This is a genomic window from Klebsiella electrica, assembly GCF_006711645.1.
Lineage (GTDB): Bacteria > Pseudomonadota > Gammaproteobacteria > Enterobacterales > Enterobacteriaceae > Klebsiella > Klebsiella electrica.
This window is the reverse complement of sequence record NZ_CP041247.1, coordinates 2495115-2514231: the sequence shown is the minus strand read 5'-3', so window position 1 is coordinate 2514231 and position 19117 is coordinate 2495115. Positions and strand designations below refer to the sequence as shown.

21 protein-coding genes and 1 pseudogene are annotated in these 19117 nt (G+C 53.4%); 2 read left to right on the top strand and 20 right to left on the bottom strand.

Annotated features, from left to right (window positions below):
• Positions 1-8: 8 nt before the first annotated feature.
• Positions 9-908, bottom strand: a complete 900-nt coding sequence (gene eamA / locus Electrica_RS12005; RefSeq protein WP_131050270.1) for an O-acetylserine/cysteine exporter — start codon at positions 906-908, stop codon at positions 9-11.
• A 191-nt stretch (positions 909-1099) separates the two neighbouring features.
• On the opposite strand from eamA, the gene ydeE reads away from it, so the two are divergent.
• On the top strand, positions 1100-2296 hold the full coding sequence (ydeE, locus tag Electrica_RS12000; RefSeq protein ID WP_131050269.1) for an efflux MFS transporter YdeE: 1197 nt from the start codon (positions 1100-1102) through the stop codon (positions 2294-2296).
• Between the two features lie 117 nt (positions 2297-2413).
• Positions 2414-2884: a helix-turn-helix domain-containing protein gene (locus Electrica_RS11995; RefSeq protein ID WP_142255886.1), complete on the top strand. Its 471-nt coding sequence runs from the start codon at positions 2414-2416 to the stop codon at positions 2882-2884.
• An 87-nt stretch (positions 2885-2971) separates the two neighbouring features.
• On the opposite strand, the gene Electrica_RS11990 is transcribed toward Electrica_RS11995, so the two are convergent.
• The 19 genes and pseudogenes from Electrica_RS11990 to urtE form a co-directional block, all read right to left on the bottom strand.
• A complete protein-coding gene (locus Electrica_RS11990) occupies positions 2972-3538 on the bottom strand; it encodes a lytic transglycosylase domain-containing protein (protein ID WP_266095180.1) in 567 nt (188 codons plus the stop codon).
• Between the two features lie 92 nt (positions 3539-3630).
• Positions 3631-5394 carry a TadE/TadG family type IV pilus assembly protein gene (locus Electrica_RS11985; RefSeq protein WP_141964561.1) on the bottom strand — a complete coding sequence of 588 codons (1764 nt, stop codon included), beginning with the start codon at positions 5392-5394 and terminating at the stop codon, positions 3631-3633.
• Between the two features lie 29 nt (positions 5395-5423).
• On the bottom strand, positions 5424-6014 hold the full coding sequence (gene tadF, locus Electrica_RS11980; protein ID WP_131050266.1) for a tight adherence pilus pseudopilin TadF: 591 nt from the start codon (positions 6012-6014) through the stop codon (positions 5424-5426).
• Positions 6007-6531 carry a TadE/TadG family type IV pilus assembly protein gene (locus Electrica_RS11975; protein WP_141964560.1) on the bottom strand — a complete coding sequence of 175 codons (525 nt, stop codon included), beginning with the start codon at positions 6529-6531 and terminating at the stop codon, positions 6007-6009. Before Electrica_RS11975 ends, tadF begins: the two co-directional genes overlap by 8 nt.
• A complete protein-coding gene (locus Electrica_RS11970; protein WP_141964559.1) occupies positions 6522-6947 on the bottom strand; it encodes an A24 family peptidase in 426 nt (141 codons plus the stop codon). The genes Electrica_RS11975 and Electrica_RS11970 overlap by 10 nt, the downstream gene beginning before the upstream one ends.
• Before the next feature lie 55 nt (positions 6948-7002).
• Positions 7003-7398, bottom strand: coding sequence for a hypothetical protein (locus Electrica_RS11965; RefSeq protein ID WP_100683779.1), 396 nt, complete (start codon positions 7396-7398; stop codon positions 7003-7005).
• On the bottom strand, positions 7391-7864 hold the full coding sequence (locus tag Electrica_RS11960) for a roadblock/LC7 domain-containing protein (RefSeq protein WP_100683780.1): 474 nt from the start codon (positions 7862-7864) through the stop codon (positions 7391-7393). Before Electrica_RS11960 ends, Electrica_RS11965 begins: the two co-directional genes overlap by 8 nt.
• Positions 7864-8424: a GTP-binding protein gene (locus tag Electrica_RS11955; protein ID WP_224742550.1), complete on the bottom strand. Its 561-nt coding sequence runs from the start codon at positions 8422-8424 to the stop codon at positions 7864-7866. Before Electrica_RS11955 ends, Electrica_RS11960 begins: the two co-directional genes overlap by 1 nt.
• Positions 8425-8468: 44 nt before the next feature.
• The gene (locus Electrica_RS11950; protein ID WP_100683782.1) at positions 8469-8834 is read right to left on the bottom strand and encodes a roadblock/LC7 domain-containing protein; all 366 of its coding nucleotides are present in this window, start codon (positions 8832-8834) and stop codon (positions 8469-8471) included.
• A 31-nt stretch (positions 8835-8865) separates the two neighbouring features.
• Positions 8866-9327 carry a hypothetical protein gene (locus tag Electrica_RS11945; protein WP_141964558.1) on the bottom strand — a complete coding sequence of 154 codons (462 nt, stop codon included), beginning with the start codon at positions 9325-9327 and terminating at the stop codon, positions 8866-8868.
• A 35-nt stretch (positions 9328-9362) separates the two neighbouring features.
• Complete coding sequence (locus Electrica_RS11940) at positions 9363-10664, bottom strand: tetratricopeptide repeat protein (protein ID WP_141964557.1); 1302 nt, start codon at positions 10662-10664, stop codon at positions 9363-9365.
• Complete coding sequence (locus tag Electrica_RS11935) at positions 10652-11497, bottom strand: type II secretion system F family protein (protein ID WP_131050261.1); 846 nt, start codon at positions 11495-11497, stop codon at positions 10652-10654. The genes Electrica_RS11940 and Electrica_RS11935 overlap by 13 nt, the downstream gene beginning before the upstream one ends.
• Before the next feature lie 7 nt (positions 11498-11504).
• A complete protein-coding gene (locus Electrica_RS11930; RefSeq protein ID WP_100683786.1) occupies positions 11505-12410 on the bottom strand; it encodes a type II secretion system F family protein in 906 nt (301 codons plus the stop codon).
• Positions 12407-13697: pseudogene (locus Electrica_RS11925) on the bottom strand (CpaF family protein). Before Electrica_RS11925 ends, Electrica_RS11930 begins: the two are co-directional and overlap by 4 nt.
• A 49-nt stretch (positions 13698-13746) precedes the next feature.
• Positions 13747-14886, bottom strand: a complete 1140-nt coding sequence (locus Electrica_RS11920; protein ID WP_100683788.1) for a hypothetical protein — start codon at positions 14884-14886, stop codon at positions 13747-13749.
• Positions 14887-14922: 36 nt separating this feature from the next.
• Positions 14923-16323 (bottom strand): type II and III secretion system protein family protein, encoded by a 1401-nt coding sequence (locus Electrica_RS11915; protein WP_131050258.1) that lies wholly within the window; start codon positions 16321-16323, stop codon positions 14923-14925.
• Positions 16324-16388: 65 nt separating this feature from the next.
• Positions 16389-17261, bottom strand: a complete 873-nt coding sequence (locus Electrica_RS11910; protein ID WP_141964556.1) for a CpaB family protein — start codon at positions 17259-17261, stop codon at positions 16389-16391.
• A 105-nt stretch (positions 17262-17366) separates the two neighbouring features.
• Positions 17367-17624 carry a Flp family type IVb pilin gene (locus Electrica_RS11905; protein WP_141964555.1) on the bottom strand — a complete coding sequence of 86 codons (258 nt, stop codon included), beginning with the start codon at positions 17622-17624 and terminating at the stop codon, positions 17367-17369.
• A 792-nt stretch (positions 17625-18416) separates the two neighbouring features.
• Entirely contained in the window at positions 18417-19115 is a 699-nt protein-coding gene (urtE, locus tag Electrica_RS11900; RefSeq protein WP_141964554.1) for an urea ABC transporter ATP-binding subunit UrtE, read from the bottom strand.
• Positions 19116-19117: the final 2 nt, after the last annotated feature.

The window sequence follows — 19117 nt, the reverse complement described above, 5'->3', positions numbered from 1 at the left end:
GGCTTTGCTTATCTCGGTACCGCGCCCGTGCGCCACACCCGCAGGCCGAAAACGTTGATATACAGCCCGGCCATAATCAGCACGGCGCCCAGCAACTGCAGGCCGTTCAGCGTTTCGCCGAGCAACAGCGCGGCGCTGGCCATGCCAACGACCGGCACCAGCAACGACAGCGGCGCCACTCGCCAGGTTTCATAGCGCCCGAGCAGCGATCCCCAGATGCCATAGCCGACAATCGTGGCAACGAACGCCAGATACAGCAGCGAAAATACGGTCAGCATATCAATATGAATCAGGCTCGCCGCCATCGCCTGCGGGCCATCGATAGCCCATGACGCCAGCATAAACGGCAGCACGGGAATCAACGCGCTCCACACCACCAGCGACATAATCTGCGGCTTCTCGGCGCGGGACATGATCTTCTTATTAAAGATATTCCCGCAGGCCCAGCTCAGCGCCGCCGCCAGGGTCAGCATAAATCCGACCACCGGGACATGCTGGCCGCCGAGGCTGGCTTCCACCAGCACCAGAATGCCAAAAATAGCCAGCGCAATCCCGGCCAGCTGTTTTCCCTGCAGGCGTTCACCGAAGGCAAAGGCGCCAAGAATAATGGTGAAGAACGCCTGAGCCTGAAGCACCAAAGAGGCCAGGCCGGCGGGCATCCCAAGATTAATTGCGCAGAATAAAAAGGCAAACTGACCAAAGCTGATGGTCAGGCCATAGCCGAGCAGCAGACGCAGCGGGATTTCAGGACGGGCAACAAACAGCAGCGCCGGGAAAGCCACCAGTAAGAAGCGCAGCCCCGCCAGCATCAGCGGCGGCATATTGTGAAGCCCGACCTTAATCACCACAAAATTCAGTCCCCACACTACCACCACCAGCAGCGCCAGCAGCCCGTCTTTACGTGTCATACCCTGCCTCTGTTGTTATAAGAATTTTTGTGAACAAAATCAAAGTACCCAAAAAAGCGCCCGGCGGATAGATCATTATTTTTGGCAGGGTGTGAAAGCACGCGATAGCACGGGGTTGCGCTATACAAGCTCCTGATAGAATGATATTTCTGAGCAGAACACGCTAAAAAACATTTCATCAGGCAAAGAATATGACACCGACCATCAGACGCTCGACCATCGCGTTGCTGGCGTCCTCGCTGCTGTTGACTATCGGCCGTGGCGCAACGCTGCCCTTTATGACAATCTTCCTCACCCGTCAGTACCAGCTTGAGGTGGATAACATTGGCTATGCGCTCTCCATCGCCCTCACCGTCGGCGTCGTCTTTAGCATGGGGTTTGGCATTCTGGCCGATAAGTTTGATAAAAAACGCTATATGATTATCGCCGTGCTGGCCTTTATCTGCGGCTTCATCGCCATTCCGCTGGTCAATAGCGTGACGCTGGTGGTGGTGTTCTTTGCCCTGATCAACTGCGCCTATTCCGTCTTCTCTACCGTGCTGAAAGCCTGGTTTGCCGAGGTTCTGGCGCCGGAAAAGAAGGCGCGGATCTTCTCCCTCAACTATACCTTTCTGAATATCGGCTGGACCGTCGGCCCGCCCATCGGCACACTGCTGGTGATGCACAGCATCAACCTGCCTTTCTGGCTGGCGGCGGCCTGCGCCGCGCTGCCGCTGGTGGCTATTCAGCTCTTCGTTCAGCGTTCCCCTGCGGCGGTTGCCCAGGAGAACGCCACCCGCTGGTCGCCTTCAGTGCTGCTGCGTGACCGGGCGCTGATGTGGTTTACGCTTTCCGCCCTGCTGGCCTCGTTCGTCGGCGGTTCATTCGCCTCCTGTATTGCGCAGTATGTGCTGGTGGTCGGCGATAGCGATTTCGCCGAAAAGGTGGTGGCGGTGGTGCTCCCGGTTAACGCCGCCGTGGTGGTGGCGCTACAGTACGCTGTCGGCCGTCGGTTGAGCGCCAGCAATATTCGTCCGCTGATGACTTTTGGGACGGTCTGTTTCGTCCTCGGGCTGGGGGGATTTATTCTTTCCGGCAACAGCCTGCTGCTATGGGGGATATCTGCCGCCGTGTTTACCCTTGGCGAGGTTATCTACGCGCCGGGCGAGTATATGCTGATTGATAACATCGCCCCCGCCGGCATGAAGGCGAGCTACTTTTCCGCCCAGTCGCTGGGCTGGCTGGGCGCCGCCTTCAACCCGATGATTAGCGGATCTATCCTGACCCATATGCCGCACTGGTCGCTGTTTGTGGTGCTGATGCTCGCGATTATCGTTGCCTGGCTGATGATCTTGCGCGGAATGAAAGTTCGCCCGTGGCGCAATGGCTGTTCGATCGTCAGCGCCTGAACCCAGGCGTCATGCGGCTGTCGGGTTAATGTCGTGTAACTGTCGGCTGCGGATCGTGGTGCCCGACAGTGCCCGGAACCACACTCCATCTCAGGTTTTCACCCGGAGATAAATATGATGAACAGCTGTAATCAGGTTAAACAATTACGTCTGCAGCGCGCCTGGTCCCAGGAGCAGTTGGCCGAACTTGCCGGCCTCAGCGTGCGGACCATTCAGCGCATTGAGAACGGCGATCGCCCGGGGCTGGAAACCCTGAGCGCCCTTGCCGCAGTTTTTGAAGTGAACGTGGGCGAAATAACCGGTGACGCCCCGGCAGGCCACGAGCAGTCTCTCGATTTACGTATCGAAGAGGCAAAAGCGCGCGTGCATCAGGAGAGTCGCTTTTTCCGCTCCTTGTCGACCGCCGTGGTGGTGTGCGTGTTGCTGGTTTTACTCAACCGGTTTACCTCTCCGGGCCACTACTGGTCTGCGTGGGTCGCCGGGATCTGGGGGGCATTGCTGCTGGTGAGAGGCTTGCGCTTGTTTGTTTTCGGCGAATGGATCCGCAACTGGCGTCAGACGCGGTTGCAGCGGCTGCTGCGCAAATAGATTTGCCCCCCGCTGTCGTCCCCCCGCTTGCGCTGACGCTAAGCGGGGCTACGAATGGCTACGGATGGCTACGCAGGCAGACCCCGGCTAGTCACCCCGCAGAGCTTTCACGCCTCGGGGCGATGATGCGCCGGCTATCTGAGATAGCTTCGCGCCGGGCGACGTTGGCCGGTTTTCTTTTGCGCTGGGGACTTTTGCCGTTGGGCGAGATTGACCGTCGGGAATCACCGCAATAGGGACCGCGCCGCCTGCCGTAAGCGTCGGCTTTACCGCCATGATCCGCTCAACGTAGCTGGTCTGCGCCTGGCCTTCAGGGAGAAAGCCGCGGCGGAAGTTGCCGCTGTAGTAGCAGGAAAACGCCGCCAGCTGCGCCTGTTGCGGGGAAAACTTGACCGACGCGCGGCGCAGGCATTCATTAAAAATACCGGCAGCGGCGCGGGCGTTATGACAAGGATCGAAGACGGTTTCATAATCCAGTCCGTATTTGTCGAGATTGTGCCGGTTCACCTGACCCAGCCCTAGCGAAAAATTCCAGCCTGCCTGTGCCAGATACTGCGCGGTAGCGACAGCTTCTTCCTTATGGCGCGGCTGACGCGCCAGCCGCCCGCCCACCACGCCAATGGCATAAGGATTAAACGACGATTCCACTTTCATTAAACGTTCCAACACCTGGGGAGCGACGTCTGGCGCGCACTGATTAGCCAAAACAGCCAAATCCAACACTCTGACCTCCTGTCTCGCGGGGGTTATTCCGGCTCATTTTTATTGATAAATTTCACCGAGGATTTTTTAGCAATCCCCGTCAGGACGTTAATAATGTCCTGATAGTTGGTGGCAAGGAACACGTTGTCACCGGCACAATAATTGCGCCACAAATTAAGGGCATTGGTAGTTTCCGAATTATTAACCGTAAAAATAAAAAAGATATCGGCCACCTGAGTCGGGGTTCCCTGCGGGTAACGGAGTAGTCCCTCCCTGACTCGCCGGCAAAGATCGTACGTTTTAAATAGCCGCTCGGTCATCGCATAGGGTCCACTGGTCGTGCTGCCGGAATCAATACCATCGGATATCACGATAATTGCTTTTCTGGGATTGGTGCCTTTGGCAACTACCGGTAGGGATCGTAGCAGGCCAGAGGTCACATGAGTGGGTGAGCCATTAACAATCCTCATGTTATTAAACTCATCAATAACACTAATATCGTTTGTTAGCTCTATAAGATAGGACTTAGGTTTTGCTGTCTTATCCTTCAGGAGATTGACCATCTCGAAACTAAAATCCATTGCGTCAAATGCAGAATAACAATCCAGATCAAAAGGCCGCATCGACCGCGATCCAATCATATGTTTAAAGGTGATAACCGCCTGTTCTGAAAACATATATCCATCGGCAAACATCCCCTCATAATCCAGGGTTTCATTATTCGTGATTGCATAATTCGCGCCGTCCCTCAGCATTAAATCATGAGCCGCTACACGCGATTCAAGAAACTCATCATAGTTATCAAACAACCTTGAACGCGGATCGGCATCACAGCTGTACACATCTCTACCCACGCTGCTGCCATAACTCGCATTTTTTACGCACCATCCTTTCGTAACCATATTATCCATACTATTACCGGTAGCCGGACCAATCACATCTTGATAATAGCTATATAATGAACGGTCATAACTATAAGACTGAGCCTTCTCAGCAGGAGTATTAGAATTATTGATGTGGAATTTATTATACCAGAAATCAAGATCGACTTTTTGATACTGTGGCTTTAACTTTCCTACAAAAGAGCAACCCACGCTTACCCCACCCGCAATATTTTCGCCCGGCAGGATAACTGGCACACCAATACTGAATGGAATAATGCTTACCGTATTACTCACCGAATCATCATTTAATATATCACTGATGAAATCCGTCACAACCTTACGGAGCAAGGTAATTCTTGTCATCCCCGGCTCTGATGAGAGCTCTTGCATTGAACCCGAAAAATCCAGTACCAGAGCGTAATCAGTCGGGAATCTGACGACTTCAAACGTTTTTCTGACCACTCCCGCGCCGCTGTCGGCACGAATATCCACCGCGGAGTCAAAACCGACCTCTTGCTGCGCGCCGATTATTGGCCGCATGCTGGCTTTACCGCTGGCGGTATAGTCCACGGAGTCAAGTTTGCCGGTTTCCGTGGTGCTGTAGTTCACCTCTACCGCTACGGCCAGATCGTTTTTGGCGATCGTCGCATCCGGCACATAGTAGGAAAGGTAGTTATGCACCAGCGTAATATTCTCCGCCTTATCCGCGGCGGTGGTGTTGCGGTTGTCGAGAATCGCCACCGCCAGCACGCCTTGATTAAGGCCATCTGCCAGCCTGGCGCGACTGCTTTGTAAATTAGCGCCATCATAGGCCACCGAATAAAACATCATTATCAGCGGAAACATAATGGCAAACATCACGGTTATCGCGCCGTACTCCTGACGCAAAAGACGCACGATAAACCGTAAAAACCGGCTTCGCATAATTTTCACCTCGCCCATAAGGAACGGTATTAACGCGGGATCACCGCATTGCTGATGGCAATATCGCCGATCTGTATTCCGGCGCTATTCAACGCGCGTTTAAATAAACTCTCGCCGCCCGGCAGACACATCGTCACCTGATAAACCGGCAGCCAGCGCCCTTTCGTATCCCACGGCGACAGCGCCGCAATCTGCGCGCTGGTTATCGCAACCCGGCTGCGGCAGATCCCGGTCCCCCGGGAGAAGGACTGAGTATTCAACAGGTTTTTTTGCGCTTTGCTGCCGCTGGATTGAAAGAAGGCGGCTTCCACCACCAGTTGATAGCGGCTGCCTGCCAGACGGCTCTCCTCCAGCAGAACACCGGCCAGATCGTAGAGATCGCTGACCTCCTGCTGACTTAGCTCCTCTCTTTCGCCATAGAAGACAGACCTTTCGCGTACCACGCTGGCCAGCGAATGGGTGACCCGCTCGAGGTAACTTTTATTCAGAAAGACGGCGCTGAAATCCACCAGCAGCGCGCACAGCACAAAAAAGACGACGAAGTACAGACCGGCCTCAATCGCGACTGACCCTCGATCGTCGCGTAGCGCGCGTTTTATCTTGCCCATCGTGTTATTCATTATTTTCTGCCTCACGCTGAAATTCCTGTACCAGTAAAATCCTGCGGCTTAGTTCCTGGATGACGCTTTGCGAAGGAAAGAAGAAAAACAGCGGCTGATAATCAGTGGTCACTTTATAAAATGCCAGCGGCTTATTATGCGCATCCGTGGTGGTGCAAGTGTGGTTAATCACCGCGGAAATACTGTCACACCAGCTAACCGAAATCTGGACATGTACTTCACGGGAAATGAGCGGCCAGTCGGCCATGCGCTTATTGATTTCGGCATTAAAATATTGCTGATAATTGTCTGGCACTCTGGTGATCGCCGCTATATGGCCCGACTCGGCGATAATCAGATCGAGCGCCGAGGAAATAAAGACCACCCGGCACATCTCGGCAATAAAAAGTATCGAAATAATAAAAGGAATAAACACCATGGAAAATTCCATAGCAGCAACACCATGTTCAGCGTATAAATAATGCCGCAGACCGTTTTTTATCTTTTTAAACATACATTCACCAATGGTTATATCCACAGCTGTAGCCAGTACCCGCAGCTGATGGCCAGCGCATATGGCACCGTCGCGCGTTCCTCGCGGGCGAAGAAATAAAAACAGAGCAGGCTGACAATGGCGACGGGAATACCCGCGATGGCCGTCAGCAGCAAAAAATTGCCGGTCTCCGGTACTGACAACGCCACCGCCAGCGCGCACACCAGCTTAATATCCCCGGCGCCCATCAGCTTCGCCATCACGGCGATAAAACCCAGCGCCAGCAGTATGCCGGGGAGAATGAACGCCGGATAAGGCATATGCGTAAATCCTGCGAGACTGGAGAGCAGCAGTATCAGCAGCGTGGCGCGGTTAGGTATCCGCCGCCAGCGGATATCCATATAGCAAATATAGATAAGCACTCCGCTGATACCGGCAGTCAATAGCCATGCGATATTCACAATAATCCCTTATTCTCCACGCATCATAAAAATGCGGTGTTAAAAAGAACCGTGTTTATTCAGGCGAGAGATTCTCTGGCTGCGTCAGTTCATTATTTTCAGGGTCCGGCAGCGTACATGCCTGGAGCCAGGAAAAATAGCTGGTCACGCTCTCGATGATTCTGCTGTCGCGATCGTAAAGCACCGGAGCCAGCGCAATGGCATCGCTAAGCATATCGGCAGCCGTTAATTCAACCGCCTGCAGCAGCAGAAGCGAGAAAATATCTTGCGGGATCGGCGTCTCTTTCTGCAAATGGCTACACAGCGAATGTAGCCACTGGTGATACCAGTTCAGACGCTGCTGAATTAATTCTGCCCGGTTATCCAGGACCGGCGACACGGAAATAAAACCACAGCTCATGTCTGCCGAGCATAATCTGACGGCAAAGGACATCGTTAACGGATCATTCATAATAATATTCCTGTGGCGGCGGCAGATCGGGCTGCGCATGACAAATCTCAGCAATGGCCGCCGCCAACTGGCGCAGCAGCCAGAACAGTTGCCCGAGGGGCTCCTGTGCGGAGGCCACGACGGTCAGACATAGCGGAAAACGCTGCGTAGCGACCTGCCAGAGCAGGATATTGTCCCTCTCGCCCTCGACGGTGATGGCTTTCTGCTCTCCGGCCGCGATTTCATTTAGCATCGCGGCGCCAACCCCCAGCAGAGAGCTGGTCATCGCCGCGATTTTATGTAACCGCCCGGGGTCCTCTTCTTTGAGAACGGCCGCGACCTCATAACCATCGGCGGTCGCCACCAGCAGCTCCCCCATCACGGGATAATTCTGGGCAAACTCCAGCAGCAGTTGCTGAATCTGCTGACTGAGTTCAGTCGACAGGGTACCGGCATCTTCAATCGCAAACGGAAGTATGCTTGTCATCAGGAATAAACCTCTTCATTTCTGGCACGCTCAAGCTGGCAAAACAGCACCTTCAGCAGAAATAAGACCCTTTCCGGGCTGCGTGCATCCAGCGTCGCGACGGGAAGAGTTAGCCCCTCCTCCCGCAGCAAGCGCTGGTATTGTTCAAGATCAGGTAAGGGGGACAAATCGCACTTAACGATGCCCAGCAGCACGATCGCATTTCCCGCCAACGGGCCGGTTTTCAGCGCCCGCAGCCAACTGCGAGTCTCTGCCAGCGGATCTGGCCGGTGATTATCGGCCAGCAGCAGAATACCGACGCTGCCGCGTTCCAGGATATCGCGCATAAACGTGAAGCGCTCCTGCCCCGGAGTGCCGTAAAGCCGCATCCGGTTTTGCCCGCCAGGAATAGTCAGCTCGCCGTAGTCAAAACCGACGGTGGTGGTGTCTTTCTCTGCGTCGCCGCGGTCCGATGCCAGCACGTCCGTTGACACGACGTTGATTTCACTGACGCTACGGATAGCCGTGGTCTTACCCGAGCCGCTGCGTCCTACCAGGATCACCTTATAGTCTTTCATCATCCCGAACCTTATGTCCTCCGCCCGCGCTACGCGGGCGGGGTTACTTATAAAATGACGATGGCCTCTTCAACGTCCGTCACTTTGCGTCTGGCCAGCGCCAGATTTCCATTGCGGCGATCGAGAATGGTATACACGAATACCCCATCCACAGCCCTCACCGGTCGGAGTATGTGGTACTGTTTGCCCAGCGTAATCAGGATGTCTTCCACTTCATCTCCGGTCGCCATTAATTTCAGCATCTTGATATTGGCGCGCAGAACGTCAGTAATGGCCGCGGCGGCAATTTCAATATCCAGACCGGCAGAGCCCACGCCGTGTAACAGCATGCCATTACGGGCATCGACCAGCGCCGCCCCCAGCGCGCCATCAAGGTTAACCAGTCCATCCAGTAACTTTTCCATTTCAGCCATTATTTTCTCCTGTAAATTCATTCTGTTGTGATTAATCAGTGACTTTTAAGTCATGAAGAACTTCTTTAACATTTGCCAGCAGAATATTATCGATAGAGAGTCCTTCGACCTTCAGTTTTAATATCTGGCACCAGGGCTTCATGCCCGGCGTATAGCAGCTGACGACCGCATGAACCTCGGAGGTCAAACAGAGTTCTTCATTGATGGTCGCATGCAGCGTGTATTTATCGCCGACGCGGAAACGTTCGGTTCCCGGCACCGCAAACTCGTGAATAATAATGGGCGAATATTCCCGCAGCGCGGCAATCTCAGCGTGTGATTTTTCCCAGTTCAGCACGCCAGGAATAATACTTTCCGTCGTTTCCCAGGGCCGGGGCAATGACATATCCGGCCTGTTGCGATAGCCGCGTAATACGCCATCTGCGCCGATCATCAGATGCGTGACGCCCGCCGGCACCTGCACCAGCAGATCGTTGTATTCATAAATTTTCATAATGTTTATTTCCGTATAAAAACAGACCCGGCGGTTCAGCCGTAATAAATATCAAACACCAGTCGTTCCCCTGGAACCTTACCCGCAGCGAGGCGGAATACCTTCGTTTTTGCCAGTGAGTGGGTAAATTCAAACTCAATTAAAACAGCATCCGTTTGATTCTGATAAAACGTCAATTTATTGATATTGGGGTATTCTCTGGGAATATCGTCAGCCGCACGCAGCAACGCCTGCCCTAGTCTGACATTCTGTAATTCAAAAATACGCTTATTTTTATCCGCGCTGGGAAGTTCGCGGAAATTAATCGCATGCTGCGACTCCAGCGTCATGCGGAAATATCCGGGGTGGCGTCCGGAGCGAACCGCAGAAACGTCTTTCAGACCGCTGGTTAACGACAAAGACGCTTTTTCCACCAGCCCTGCCGGCTTCGCCGTCGGCTGATTATCCAGGAGCCGGGTTATTTCATCCTGAGTGGAGGTCGATGTGCGTTCAGCGGCCGCCGTTTTGAGCGGTGGCGGTGCGATGCCGGTCTGGGCCCCCGATTTCACCGCTGGCGCCGCGCTTTTCGCTATCGACACCGGAGCCGGGGCCGACAACGCTGCCGACCGCACGCGCGGGCGCGGATTCACTTTCGCCAGCGCTTCCATCAACCCGTCGCTACGGTCGGCCATCTTTTCCTGCTGCAGGATGCTTTCCGCACCGTTAAAGTCCTGGAGCTTGACCAGCACGTAGACGAGGTTATGCAGCACTTTCTGGCTCGCATGCCCCCTGCCGTAGAGAGAAAAAAGATAGTCTCTGGCGGTGGCGTAATCGTTTTGCATAATGGCCAGCATCGCCAGGTTATTAATCACGATATCGTCATCGACAAAGCGCTGCCTCGCGCTATTAAACGCGCGGGCCGCCCCGGTAAAATCGCCATCTTGCGCCAGCAGGATCCCCTGCATATTCCAGGCCTCGCCGCTTTGGGGGTTCTGCCTGAGCACGCCGGCAACCATCGCCTGCGCTTCGCTATAATTGCCGAGCTCCATCAGGTTTTTACTTGCCAGTAATAATGCCCGTTCATCGGGATTGTTGGCGATGAGCGGCTGCAGATACTGGCGGGAAGAGTCGAAATCCTCCGCCAGATAGTAGTATTCCGCCAGCTGGTAGCGGGTATCCTTATCCTCTTTACGGCTGAGCTTTTCACGGTAGAGCTTGATCAAGCCGTTATAGTTATTGACCTTACTGAGAATATATTCACGCTGACTATCATTGAGTTCACCGCCGCCGGTTTGGCTCTGGCAGCCGCCCAACGCCAGCAGCGCGAGAAACGCCGTAAGAGAGATTATTTTGACCACATTGACACCATCCCTATAAAACCCGGCCCCGCGACGATGACCAACAGCGGAAACATAATGAAAGCGATCATCGGCAACGTCATTTTTGCTGACAGGCTGGCCACCTTCTCTTCGGTATTCAGCAGCTGCAGTTCGCGCATCTCTTTAGAAAGGTCGATCAACACCTGATATATTGACGAGCCATATTTAATACTTTGCTGCAAGGTCGAACACAGCATTCTGACTTCTGTCCCCGGAACCTCTTCATAGAGTTGTTCCAGCGCGGCGTTAATCCCGTTCACCTCTGTTTTGAGCATCGCCCTGTCGAACAGCGTGGCGATATTGGGATTAATGGCATAGGTATTGTCGGCGATATAACGCAACGCTTTTTCAATGGTCATCCCGGATTGCACGCAGACTGCCAGCATATCGATAACGAATGGCAGGTCGTCAGAAATCCTTTTCATGTGTTTTTTTATGGTCATTTCCTTTACCAGATTCGGTAACAGAATAACCACCACCACGCAGGCCAGTACGCAAAGAAATAACATCTCACGGGAAAATGTATAAATCCCGGCCGCATCCACGAATACCAGCAGTAGCGTCGCGATAACGACGGTTAACGTTTTAGCGACAATGTTTTTATCCAGCATCGCGGTCCACGAGACCAGTCGACTGGTTTTCCTCATGATTCGCTCAACCGGCGTTGTATTATCCTGTGGGATAAAAGCGTACTGCTTGCTACTCTGCTCCAGCAGGTGATAAATACGCTGCCGACGTCGCTTCAATAACCAGATCCGGGTTAATCCCCCGGCGCCGGAGACCAGCAGGATTAGCGCAAGAATATAAAACATATGCCACCTATATTTTATTCATCATCATCCAGACAATCAGCAGCCCCAGCAGAATGCTGCAAATAGCGTAATAGAGCATCATCTGGCCCGTCGGATGGTGCAGCAAAATGTCAAAATTGGCCGGTGACTGAAATTTCAGAAAGAAGAAGAAAAAAATGGGGATAGCCGTCAGTATCTTAATCGACATGCGGACTTCCGATGTCATGGCGTATTTTTTCTTCTCCAGTACCCGGGCGTTGGAGATAAGCGTTCCCAGACGCGACATCACCTCTTTGACCTGCCCCCCGCCTTTCATGTTGAGCTGTACGGTAATGATGAAAAAGTAGTATTCACTAAACGGCAGGCGTCGCCACGAGGCCAAAAATACGCTTTCCGCATCTTCACCGATTTCCAGGCGCTGCGATATCTGTCTGAATTCATCGCCCAGCACACCGTCAATCTTTTGCCCGCACTGCTCAATCCCCTGAATAACCGAGTTACCGGCGCGGATCGAGCTGTTAATAATATTCAGCGCTTCCGAAAACTGAGCATCAAATTCCAGACGCATCTTTTTCTTACTGTTGAGATACAGGCCGTAGAGGGTCAGCACAAAGCATGCGGGATGGATAATCAGCGGACTCAGGTTCAGGTAATTCTGGTTTACGTAGAAGCTTGCGGCCTGGACCAGCAGCAGGATCAGCCCGTGGCGCAAGACGGTAGCGCGCTGCTTGCCCAGTAAATGAAGACGCATAGTGTCCATCAAGCGTGATAACCACCCGCCCAGCGGATTACGCAGCAGTCGCCTTGTCAGCTCCACCCGGTTACGGGCGGCTTCCGCCTGCTGTAAACGCCGCATGCGCTTCTGCTGGCGATACCACAGCCCCAACTGAATGCAGCCTGCCAGCAGCAGAAAGCTAAAAATGATCATCATCATGGCATCCGGTTCCCGAACAGTTGTTTTAAAGGTTCAAGCAGGCCGTGCACCAGCGCCTGGCGGTACACCGCCGAACGCTGGAGCAGCCCAAAACAGGTAAACGTCCCCTGAATCTTGCCGTACTCATTGCGATCCGCTTCGGCGCCGAAGCTAAAGATGTCCTGCAGAATAATGTTGTCTCCTTCCATGCCCATCACTTCGGCGATGTTGATCACCTTGCGCGAGCCGTCCGGCAGGCGCGACACCTGCACGATGATGTTGACCGCCGAGGCGATGTTGCGGCGTATGGCCGCCAACGGCAGCGACGCGCTGGACATCATGATCATGCTCTCCAGACGCGCCAGCGCGTCGCGCGGCGAGTTGGCATGCAGCGTCGACATTGAACCATCATGGCCGGTGTTCATGGCCTGCAGCATCTCAAAAGCCTCCTCGCCACGACACTCGCCGACGATTATCCTGTCGGGACGCATACGCAGCGCGTTGACCACCAGATGGCGCATATTCACCACTCCCTGGTTTTCCGACCCGGCCATTCGCGTCTCCAGGCGAACCACGTGCGGCCGCTGTAACCGCAGTTCGGCGGCATCTTCCAGGGTAAGTACCCGCTCATCTTCATTGATGTATTGCGACATCGCGTTAAGCAGCGTGGTTTTCCCCGAGCCCGTCCCCCCCGGAGACAATAATGTTGACCCGACAGCGGCTGGCGATGACCAGAAAATTGGCCATCATTTCATTCATGCTGCCGTACTCCACCAGGTCGGCCAGTGATTTCTTACCCTTGCCAAACTTACGGATGGAGATCGACGCGCCATCCAGCGCCACCGGTGAAATCACCACGTTGAGGCGGCTGCCGTCCGGCATCCTTGCGTCCACCAGCGGCTGGGAATCATCGACCCGGCGCCCCACTCGCGAAACCAGCCGTCTGGCGATATCGGTGAGCTGAACGTCGTTGAGGAAGCGTTTATCGACCTGTTCAAGTTTGCCGAAACGCTCAACAAAAATGCGATCCGGGCCGTTCACCAAAATATCGCTGATGGTGTCGTCTTCCATTAATTCCCGTAGCGGGCCGTAGCCGGTTATCTCATCGGTAACCAGCTCGCACAGATCGTGACTGGCGCGGGAGGATAAATATCTGCCGCTGCTGTTCACCTGCCGCGTGATCACCTCGCTGATTTCCCGAAACAGCGCATCGCGATCGTGACGCAACGCATCAACCCGTTCTAAATCAACGCTCTTCAGCACCAGCTCACGAAAATAGAGCAGGGATTCAAAGCTCTCCGTATCCATCGCTGTCGTCATCCTTAAAAGTTATGTTCCCGCCGCGTGACGAAATCCGCTACGACTTACGGTCGGGGCGTAATGAGAAAAACGATGGAAATAATCTTCTCTTTGCCGTCTCCTGCTCAGATTTACCCAGCAGGCTTTGGGCGGCAAAACGCCACAGCGGTGTTGCCGACAACGGTTGGTTTTGCTTAACGTTCCACGGGTTAATCACCGCCAGCGGGTAACCCAGGTACTCCTCAATATCGTCATTGCGCAGCTCATCGCCGTGCGCAGGGTGATTCTCATTGAGGCAGATGAAGACCCGCAGCTCTTTGCCGCCGCGCGACAGGTCAACGCGCTGCTTCTCATCCAGCAAATACTTAGCCACCCGCAGGGCGCTCAGATCGCGGTTAATCACCAGAATCAAGGTGCTGGATTGCGTAAAGACGGTCTCAAGATGCTCGTAGGGTTGGGCATAGACGCCGTGATCGAACATCACCAGATTGAACGCATTGAAGTGGCTATCGTCATAGGTCCAGGCCGCATCCAGGGGCTCTATGCGCGCGGACTGCTGAGGCCCCATCGGCGTAATCGCCCCGTCTCTGGGCAGAGTACGGGAGGTCATTAAATCAAGATCCCGGCTGCCGCTGGCGCCCTGCACCAGCAGCGAGGGGATCGAGGTCTGCATACCGATGGCCTGAAACAGCTGCCAGGCCACGGTTGTGGTACCCACGCCGCCTTTGCAGCCCAGCAGACTGATTTTCATCATGCTGCGCGTCGCCAGGGCGCTGTCAGGCTGCTGGAGCTGCCCGGCCAGCTGCGCCAGCTGGGACTGAATATGCAGATAGCAGACGCCGGCGCTCATCAGCGCCTGGGCGAAAGCTATTGAGTCATTGCGACCGAGAAAGACCTGACGCGCGCTGGCGGGAATCAGCAATGTGGCCGTTTCACAGATTAAGGTGACATCATTACAGTTGCCGATATCAATAATTACCGTCGCGGCGCCGCGCAAAATGCTGTCATCCTGCAAGGCAAAAAAATCAAGCGGGTGACCAATAACGTTATTAAAGTTATTAATTAATAACAAACTGCTAATGTCAGAAAGTATCTCTTTATCAGGGGAGATAATAATTATCGACTGCGCGCCCCCCTTTTTCGCCTTCTGCGCGACTTCCGGCTCGCTTTTCTTTTTAGAATCCGAAAACAACTTCATCTTTCACTCCAGAAATATGTCAATGATGCGAGGTCGTTAGCGGGCAAAGCCGCCCTGTTCAAGAAAGCGTCCGGCATCACTATTTAAACGCTCTTCGCGCATTTTCTGGTCAACGCCGACGTTAAAGAACAGCTTCTCAACCGAGCTGCGGCGAAAGGATGGAAGCGACATCTTGCGGGCCGCCGCTTCGGCCTGCGGTTTCACCAGATTCACCGTGGCGAATACCACCAGTTCGCTTTTGCTTCTTTCGGTCATCGAGCTACGGGCCAATGCCCCCAGCACCGGAATATCGCCAATAAACGGCACTTTGGTGAGCGACTCCTTATCGGCCTCGCTTAATAATCCGCCGATAACAAAGCTGTCGCCATCCGCCAGCTCGATGGTTGAGCTGGAGCGCCGGGTACGCATGGTCGGGATCTGGTAGTCGTTATAGGCATACGAACCGGTGACGCTGCTTAATTCATTGGAGACAAACAGGCGTATCTTCTGGCGTTTTTCCACCTTGGCGGTGATATTCAGGCGAATACCGTACTCTTTATACTGCACGGTGACCGAGTCCTGGTCTTTCACCATAATCGGAATTTCGCCGCCTACCAGGAAACTGGCGGACTCTCCGGAAAGTACGGTGAGATTAGGCTGGGCCAGCACCCGGGCAATCGAGTCATTTTTGATGGCGTTAATCAGGGTGCTGATATTTCCGGCATCAAACCCACGGCGAAAACCGAGTAAATTAAACATGCCGGGGCTGTTCACGCTGCTGCCGCCGTTGATAATGCTATCCAGCGTCAGGCTGCTCCACTCAATGCCCAGGTTGTCGGTAAACTCTTTGCTTACCTCCACCACGGTCAGTTTAACGTTGACCTGGTTCGAGGACGGGAGCTGTAAGCGGTTAATGACGTTGTCATAGACTTTGGCGATCGCAAAACGGGTGTTTTCACTGCTGGTGTTGCTGCCGTTACTTTTACTGCCGCCATCGCCGGAGCCCACCAGACTGCCGACCAGCTGATAGACCCCGTCACGGCTCTCTTCATCGGGCACCGTGCCGCTCAGGATCCACGTGGCTTTATCGGCATTCTGGAAGCGTTTCACCTCCACCGTACTGCCGGGGTATTCACGCGCCACGCGCTGGCGAATGTCGCTCAGAAAAGGGTCGACATCCACGCTGAGATTCATCAGGATTTTCGCCTGCGGGCCATAGACCACCAGCTCAGTGCTACCCAGCTTGCGGGCATACAGCACGATATTTTTATCGTTGACGATTTTGTAATCGGCAACGGCCGGGTCTGACACAAACACCGTATTAACGGCGCTAGCGAAGCGCAGCGTTTTCGATTGCCCGGGTTTGAGATTAACGACCTCCGCCCTGGCCCCCAGAGAAAACACGCAAAGCACCAGCAGCACAAACAGCCTTTTAATGCAGAACAAACGTTGAGTCATCTTTTAAAATATCCCTGTATCCGGGGTTCCATGGTGTTATAAGCCACCTGAGGTCAGGCGGCGATTTAGCCTCGAAGCTCGTTAATTTCTGAGGCGAGCTTTGCTGGAACGGGAGGTAGATTAAAAATCACGTCGTCGCTGACCGGCCATGCCGCCTCAGCCGAAGGCAGCGCAATGGTCGATTTCCCTTCCGGAGAGGTGGTGGCCGGAAACAGGAGAATATTCGCCAGCTCGCCGCCCAGCCCCTTCAGCATTTTGACCTCGCGATCCTGCAGCTCCACCACCAGCTGGCTACCCTTTTCCACCACGTTGACGCCGTTATTGACCACCGTTTTTGCCGGGCGAATCGCCAGTACCCGCTTATTGCCCATCAGCGGTTTCAGGCGGTTATAAAGCTGATTTTTCTCACGGGACTGTTCGGCGCCGACTTCCAGCGTATCTTCATGTTTGGGGTATATCCGACGATAGGAGAGATAAATATCCACGCCCTGCCCGGCTTTGATGTTATTTAATAAATAGTTGTCTGACTTGTTTAGCTCAAAGGTATAGAGAATATTCCCCGGCCGTAAAAACAGGGTCAGGTATTCATCGCTGCCCGGCGCCACCATTAAACCCGGCAAAATCCATGAATTCGCCGGCACCGCGCTTTTTAACGCCCAGTTATCCAGGTTTTTACCGACGAGATTAAACTGCGCATCGGTACTGCCGACATCAACCGTAACGGTTTTAATCTGAAAGTCCCCGGCCCGTAGTATCGTTCTGGCGTCTAAATCACGGGTGGCTACCACCACGCTTATCGTCTGCTGCGGTTTTTTTTCTGGCTGGCTGGCCTGCAAAGGGGCAGCCGTGCGGGATTGATTAAAATAGAAAAACAGCCCCAGAATACCGACAACGATCATCACCACATAAACCAGCAGACCGCCTCTTTTCATATTCATTGTTTTCCACTTTGCGTTGACAGTATCCATGTATCTGAAATTGACAAATACGAGCATTGCGTCCTGCTATGCCCGTATTAAAACCACTAATGAACGTGAAAAGGCTTATGGCGCAGGGGTACCGCCACCGCCAAGTTGCATAGAGGTATCAACCTTAGTTTTGATATTGTCAAAAATCCCGGTCAACATATTCTCTACGGTTCCGCCCGAACCGAAAACAACGGCAACAACGGCGGCCACGCCTGCGATGACAATCGCGTACTCAACGGCGGTGACGCCTTTTTCATTGTTTTTGAAATCATAAATGCATCCAGCAACACAGCTATAGGCAGCCAGATATTTATCATAAACACGGTTTAGCATTATTAGTTCCCTTATTAACCATCATTCAATATTTAAATTTATAGATCTCCCGGAATATATTCACAAAAAGAATCCATCCTTCGGTGCTGATATTTCCCGGGCAGCAGCAGAATAGCCTGATAATTCTGCGGCCAGCTAATATTTATAATCGATCGATTTCATTCTGGTTAATAGCTCAAAGCTATCACTTAACATATAACGATCGTTTTGACCGATCATTTGAAGAAAAAACAGCCTCAAAAAAGCGGACTAATTGCTTATAAATCAGGCATTATTTGACGGTATTTATTACCCTGACGCGGCAGCAGACAGGGTTTATTTTTAGCGGGCTATTTCATAATAAAAAAACAACTCAACAACCATTACATTCGATAAAAATCAACATTTAGTATTTAGCGCTAGTTTCGCCATTAAATTTGCAGCTTAAACTGCCTTTGAGCCAATGAAGAAGTGTTTTATCGCTTACAATATATGGCGGATATCGATGCCGGCCACACATATAAATAACAAATAATTAAAATAAGGAAAACTCCTAAATTTACACCAGGGAATTAGCATCCAGATCGCTGCAATTAACCCCAAACACGGCGCAATAACAGCGCCGTCATTAGCGGCGTCGGCTGATAAATAGCAGATAGATAAGCAGACTGAACAACTGACAATGAAATATGCTGGATTTTATTCTTGTTGCAGAATAAAAGACGAACAGAGGTCTGTTCATTATGGGACGAAGCCAGTCACTGGCGCTCGGGCCTTGCCGCAAGACGGCAAAGCCCTGAGAAACGCAGCGCGTTAAATTGTCACCATGCCGCGTACCCCTTCGGCTTCCATCTCCGCCCCGTTACCCTGCTGAATAATCGTTCCCCGCGACATCACCAGATAGCGATCGGCCAGCGCCGCGGCAAAGTCATAGAACTGCTCGACCAGCAGAATAGCCATATCGCCACGGTTCGCCAGCTGGCGGATCACTTCGCCAATCTCTTTGATGACCGATGGCTGGATACCTTCCGTCGGCTCGTCGAGGATCAGCAGTTGCGGCCGACTGGCCAGCGCGCGACCAATCGCCAGCTGCTGCTGCTGACCGCCGGAGAGATCGCCGCCGCGCCGCTGTTTCATGGTTTTCAGCACCGGAAACAGCTGATAAATCTCCTCCGGTACCTGCCCGGCGTCCCTGGCCGGGAATCGCGACAGCCCCATCAGCAGGTTCTCTTCCACCGTCAGGCGAGGAAAGATTTCACGTCCCTGCGGCACATAGGCGATGCCAGCCTGCACCCGCTGGTGCGGTTTACGCTGGGTAATCGGTTTGTCCTGCCAGATGACTTCGCCGCTGCGCGCCGGGATAAGCCCCATCAGACACTTCAGTAAGGTGGTTTTACCCACGCCATTGCGCCCCAGCAGACAGGTAACCTCGCCTTGCCGGGCCGCAAAGTCGACCCCGCGCAGAATGTGGCTGCCGCCATAATATTGATGTAACTGGTTAACCTGTAGCATTC

Coding starts and splice junctions, on each gene's coding strand:
- eamA (WP_131050270.1), bottom strand. CDS start 908: ATGACACGTAAAGACGGGCTGCTGGCGCTGCTGGTGGTGGTAGTGTGG.
- ydeE (WP_131050269.1), top strand. CDS start 1,100: ATGACACCGACCATCAGACGCTCGACCATCGCGTTGCTGGCGTCCTCG.
- Electrica_RS11995 (WP_142255886.1), top strand. CDS start 2,414: ATGAACAGCTGTAATCAGGTTAAACAATTACGTCTGCAGCGCGCCTGG.
- Electrica_RS11990 (WP_266095180.1), bottom strand. CDS start 3,538: ATGAAAGTGGAATCGTCGTTTAATCCTTATGCCATTGGCGTGGTGGGC.
- Electrica_RS11985 (WP_141964561.1), bottom strand. CDS start 5,394: ATGCGAAGCCGGTTTTTACGGTTTATCGTGCGTCTTTTGCGTCAGGAG.
- tadF (WP_131050266.1), bottom strand. CDS start 6,014: ATGAATAACACGATGGGCAAGATAAAACGCGCGCTACGCGACGATCGA.
- Electrica_RS11965 (WP_100683779.1), bottom strand. CDS start 7,398: ATGAATGATCCGTTAACGATGTCCTTTGCCGTCAGATTATGCTCGGCA.
- Electrica_RS11960 (WP_100683780.1), bottom strand. CDS start 7,864: ATGACAAGCATACTTCCGTTTGCGATTGAAGATGCCGGTACCCTGTCG.
- Electrica_RS11955 (WP_224742550.1), bottom strand. CDS start 8,424: ATGATGAAAGACTATAAGGTGATCCTGGTAGGACGCAGCGGCTCGGGT.
- Electrica_RS11950 (WP_100683782.1), bottom strand. CDS start 8,834: ATGGCTGAAATGGAAAAGTTACTGGATGGACTGGTTAACCTTGATGGC.
- Electrica_RS11945 (WP_141964558.1), bottom strand. CDS start 9,327: ATGAAAATTTATGAATACAACGATCTGCTGGTGCAGGTGCCGGCGGGC.
- Electrica_RS11935 (WP_131050261.1), bottom strand. CDS start 11,497: ATGTTTTATATTCTTGCGCTAATCCTGCTGGTCTCCGGCGCCGGGGGA.
- Electrica_RS11930 (WP_100683786.1), bottom strand. CDS start 12,410: ATGATGATGATCATTTTTAGCTTTCTGCTGCTGGCAGGCTGCATTCAG.
- Electrica_RS11920 (WP_100683788.1), bottom strand. CDS start 14,886: ATGAAGTTGTTTTCGGATTCTAAAAAGAAAAGCGAGCCGGAAGTCGCG.
- Electrica_RS11915 (WP_131050258.1), bottom strand. CDS start 16,323: ATGACTCAACGTTTGTTCTGCATTAAAAGGCTGTTTGTGCTGCTGGTG.
- Electrica_RS11910 (WP_141964556.1), bottom strand. CDS start 17,261: ATGAATATGAAAAGAGGCGGTCTGCTGGTTTATGTGGTGATGATCGTT.
- Electrica_RS11905 (WP_141964555.1), bottom strand. CDS start 17,624: ATGCTAAACCGTGTTTATGATAAATATCTGGCTGCCTATAGCTGTGTT.
- urtE (WP_141964554.1), bottom strand. CDS start 19,115: ATGCTACAGGTTAACCAGTTACATCAATATTATGGCGGCAGCCACATT.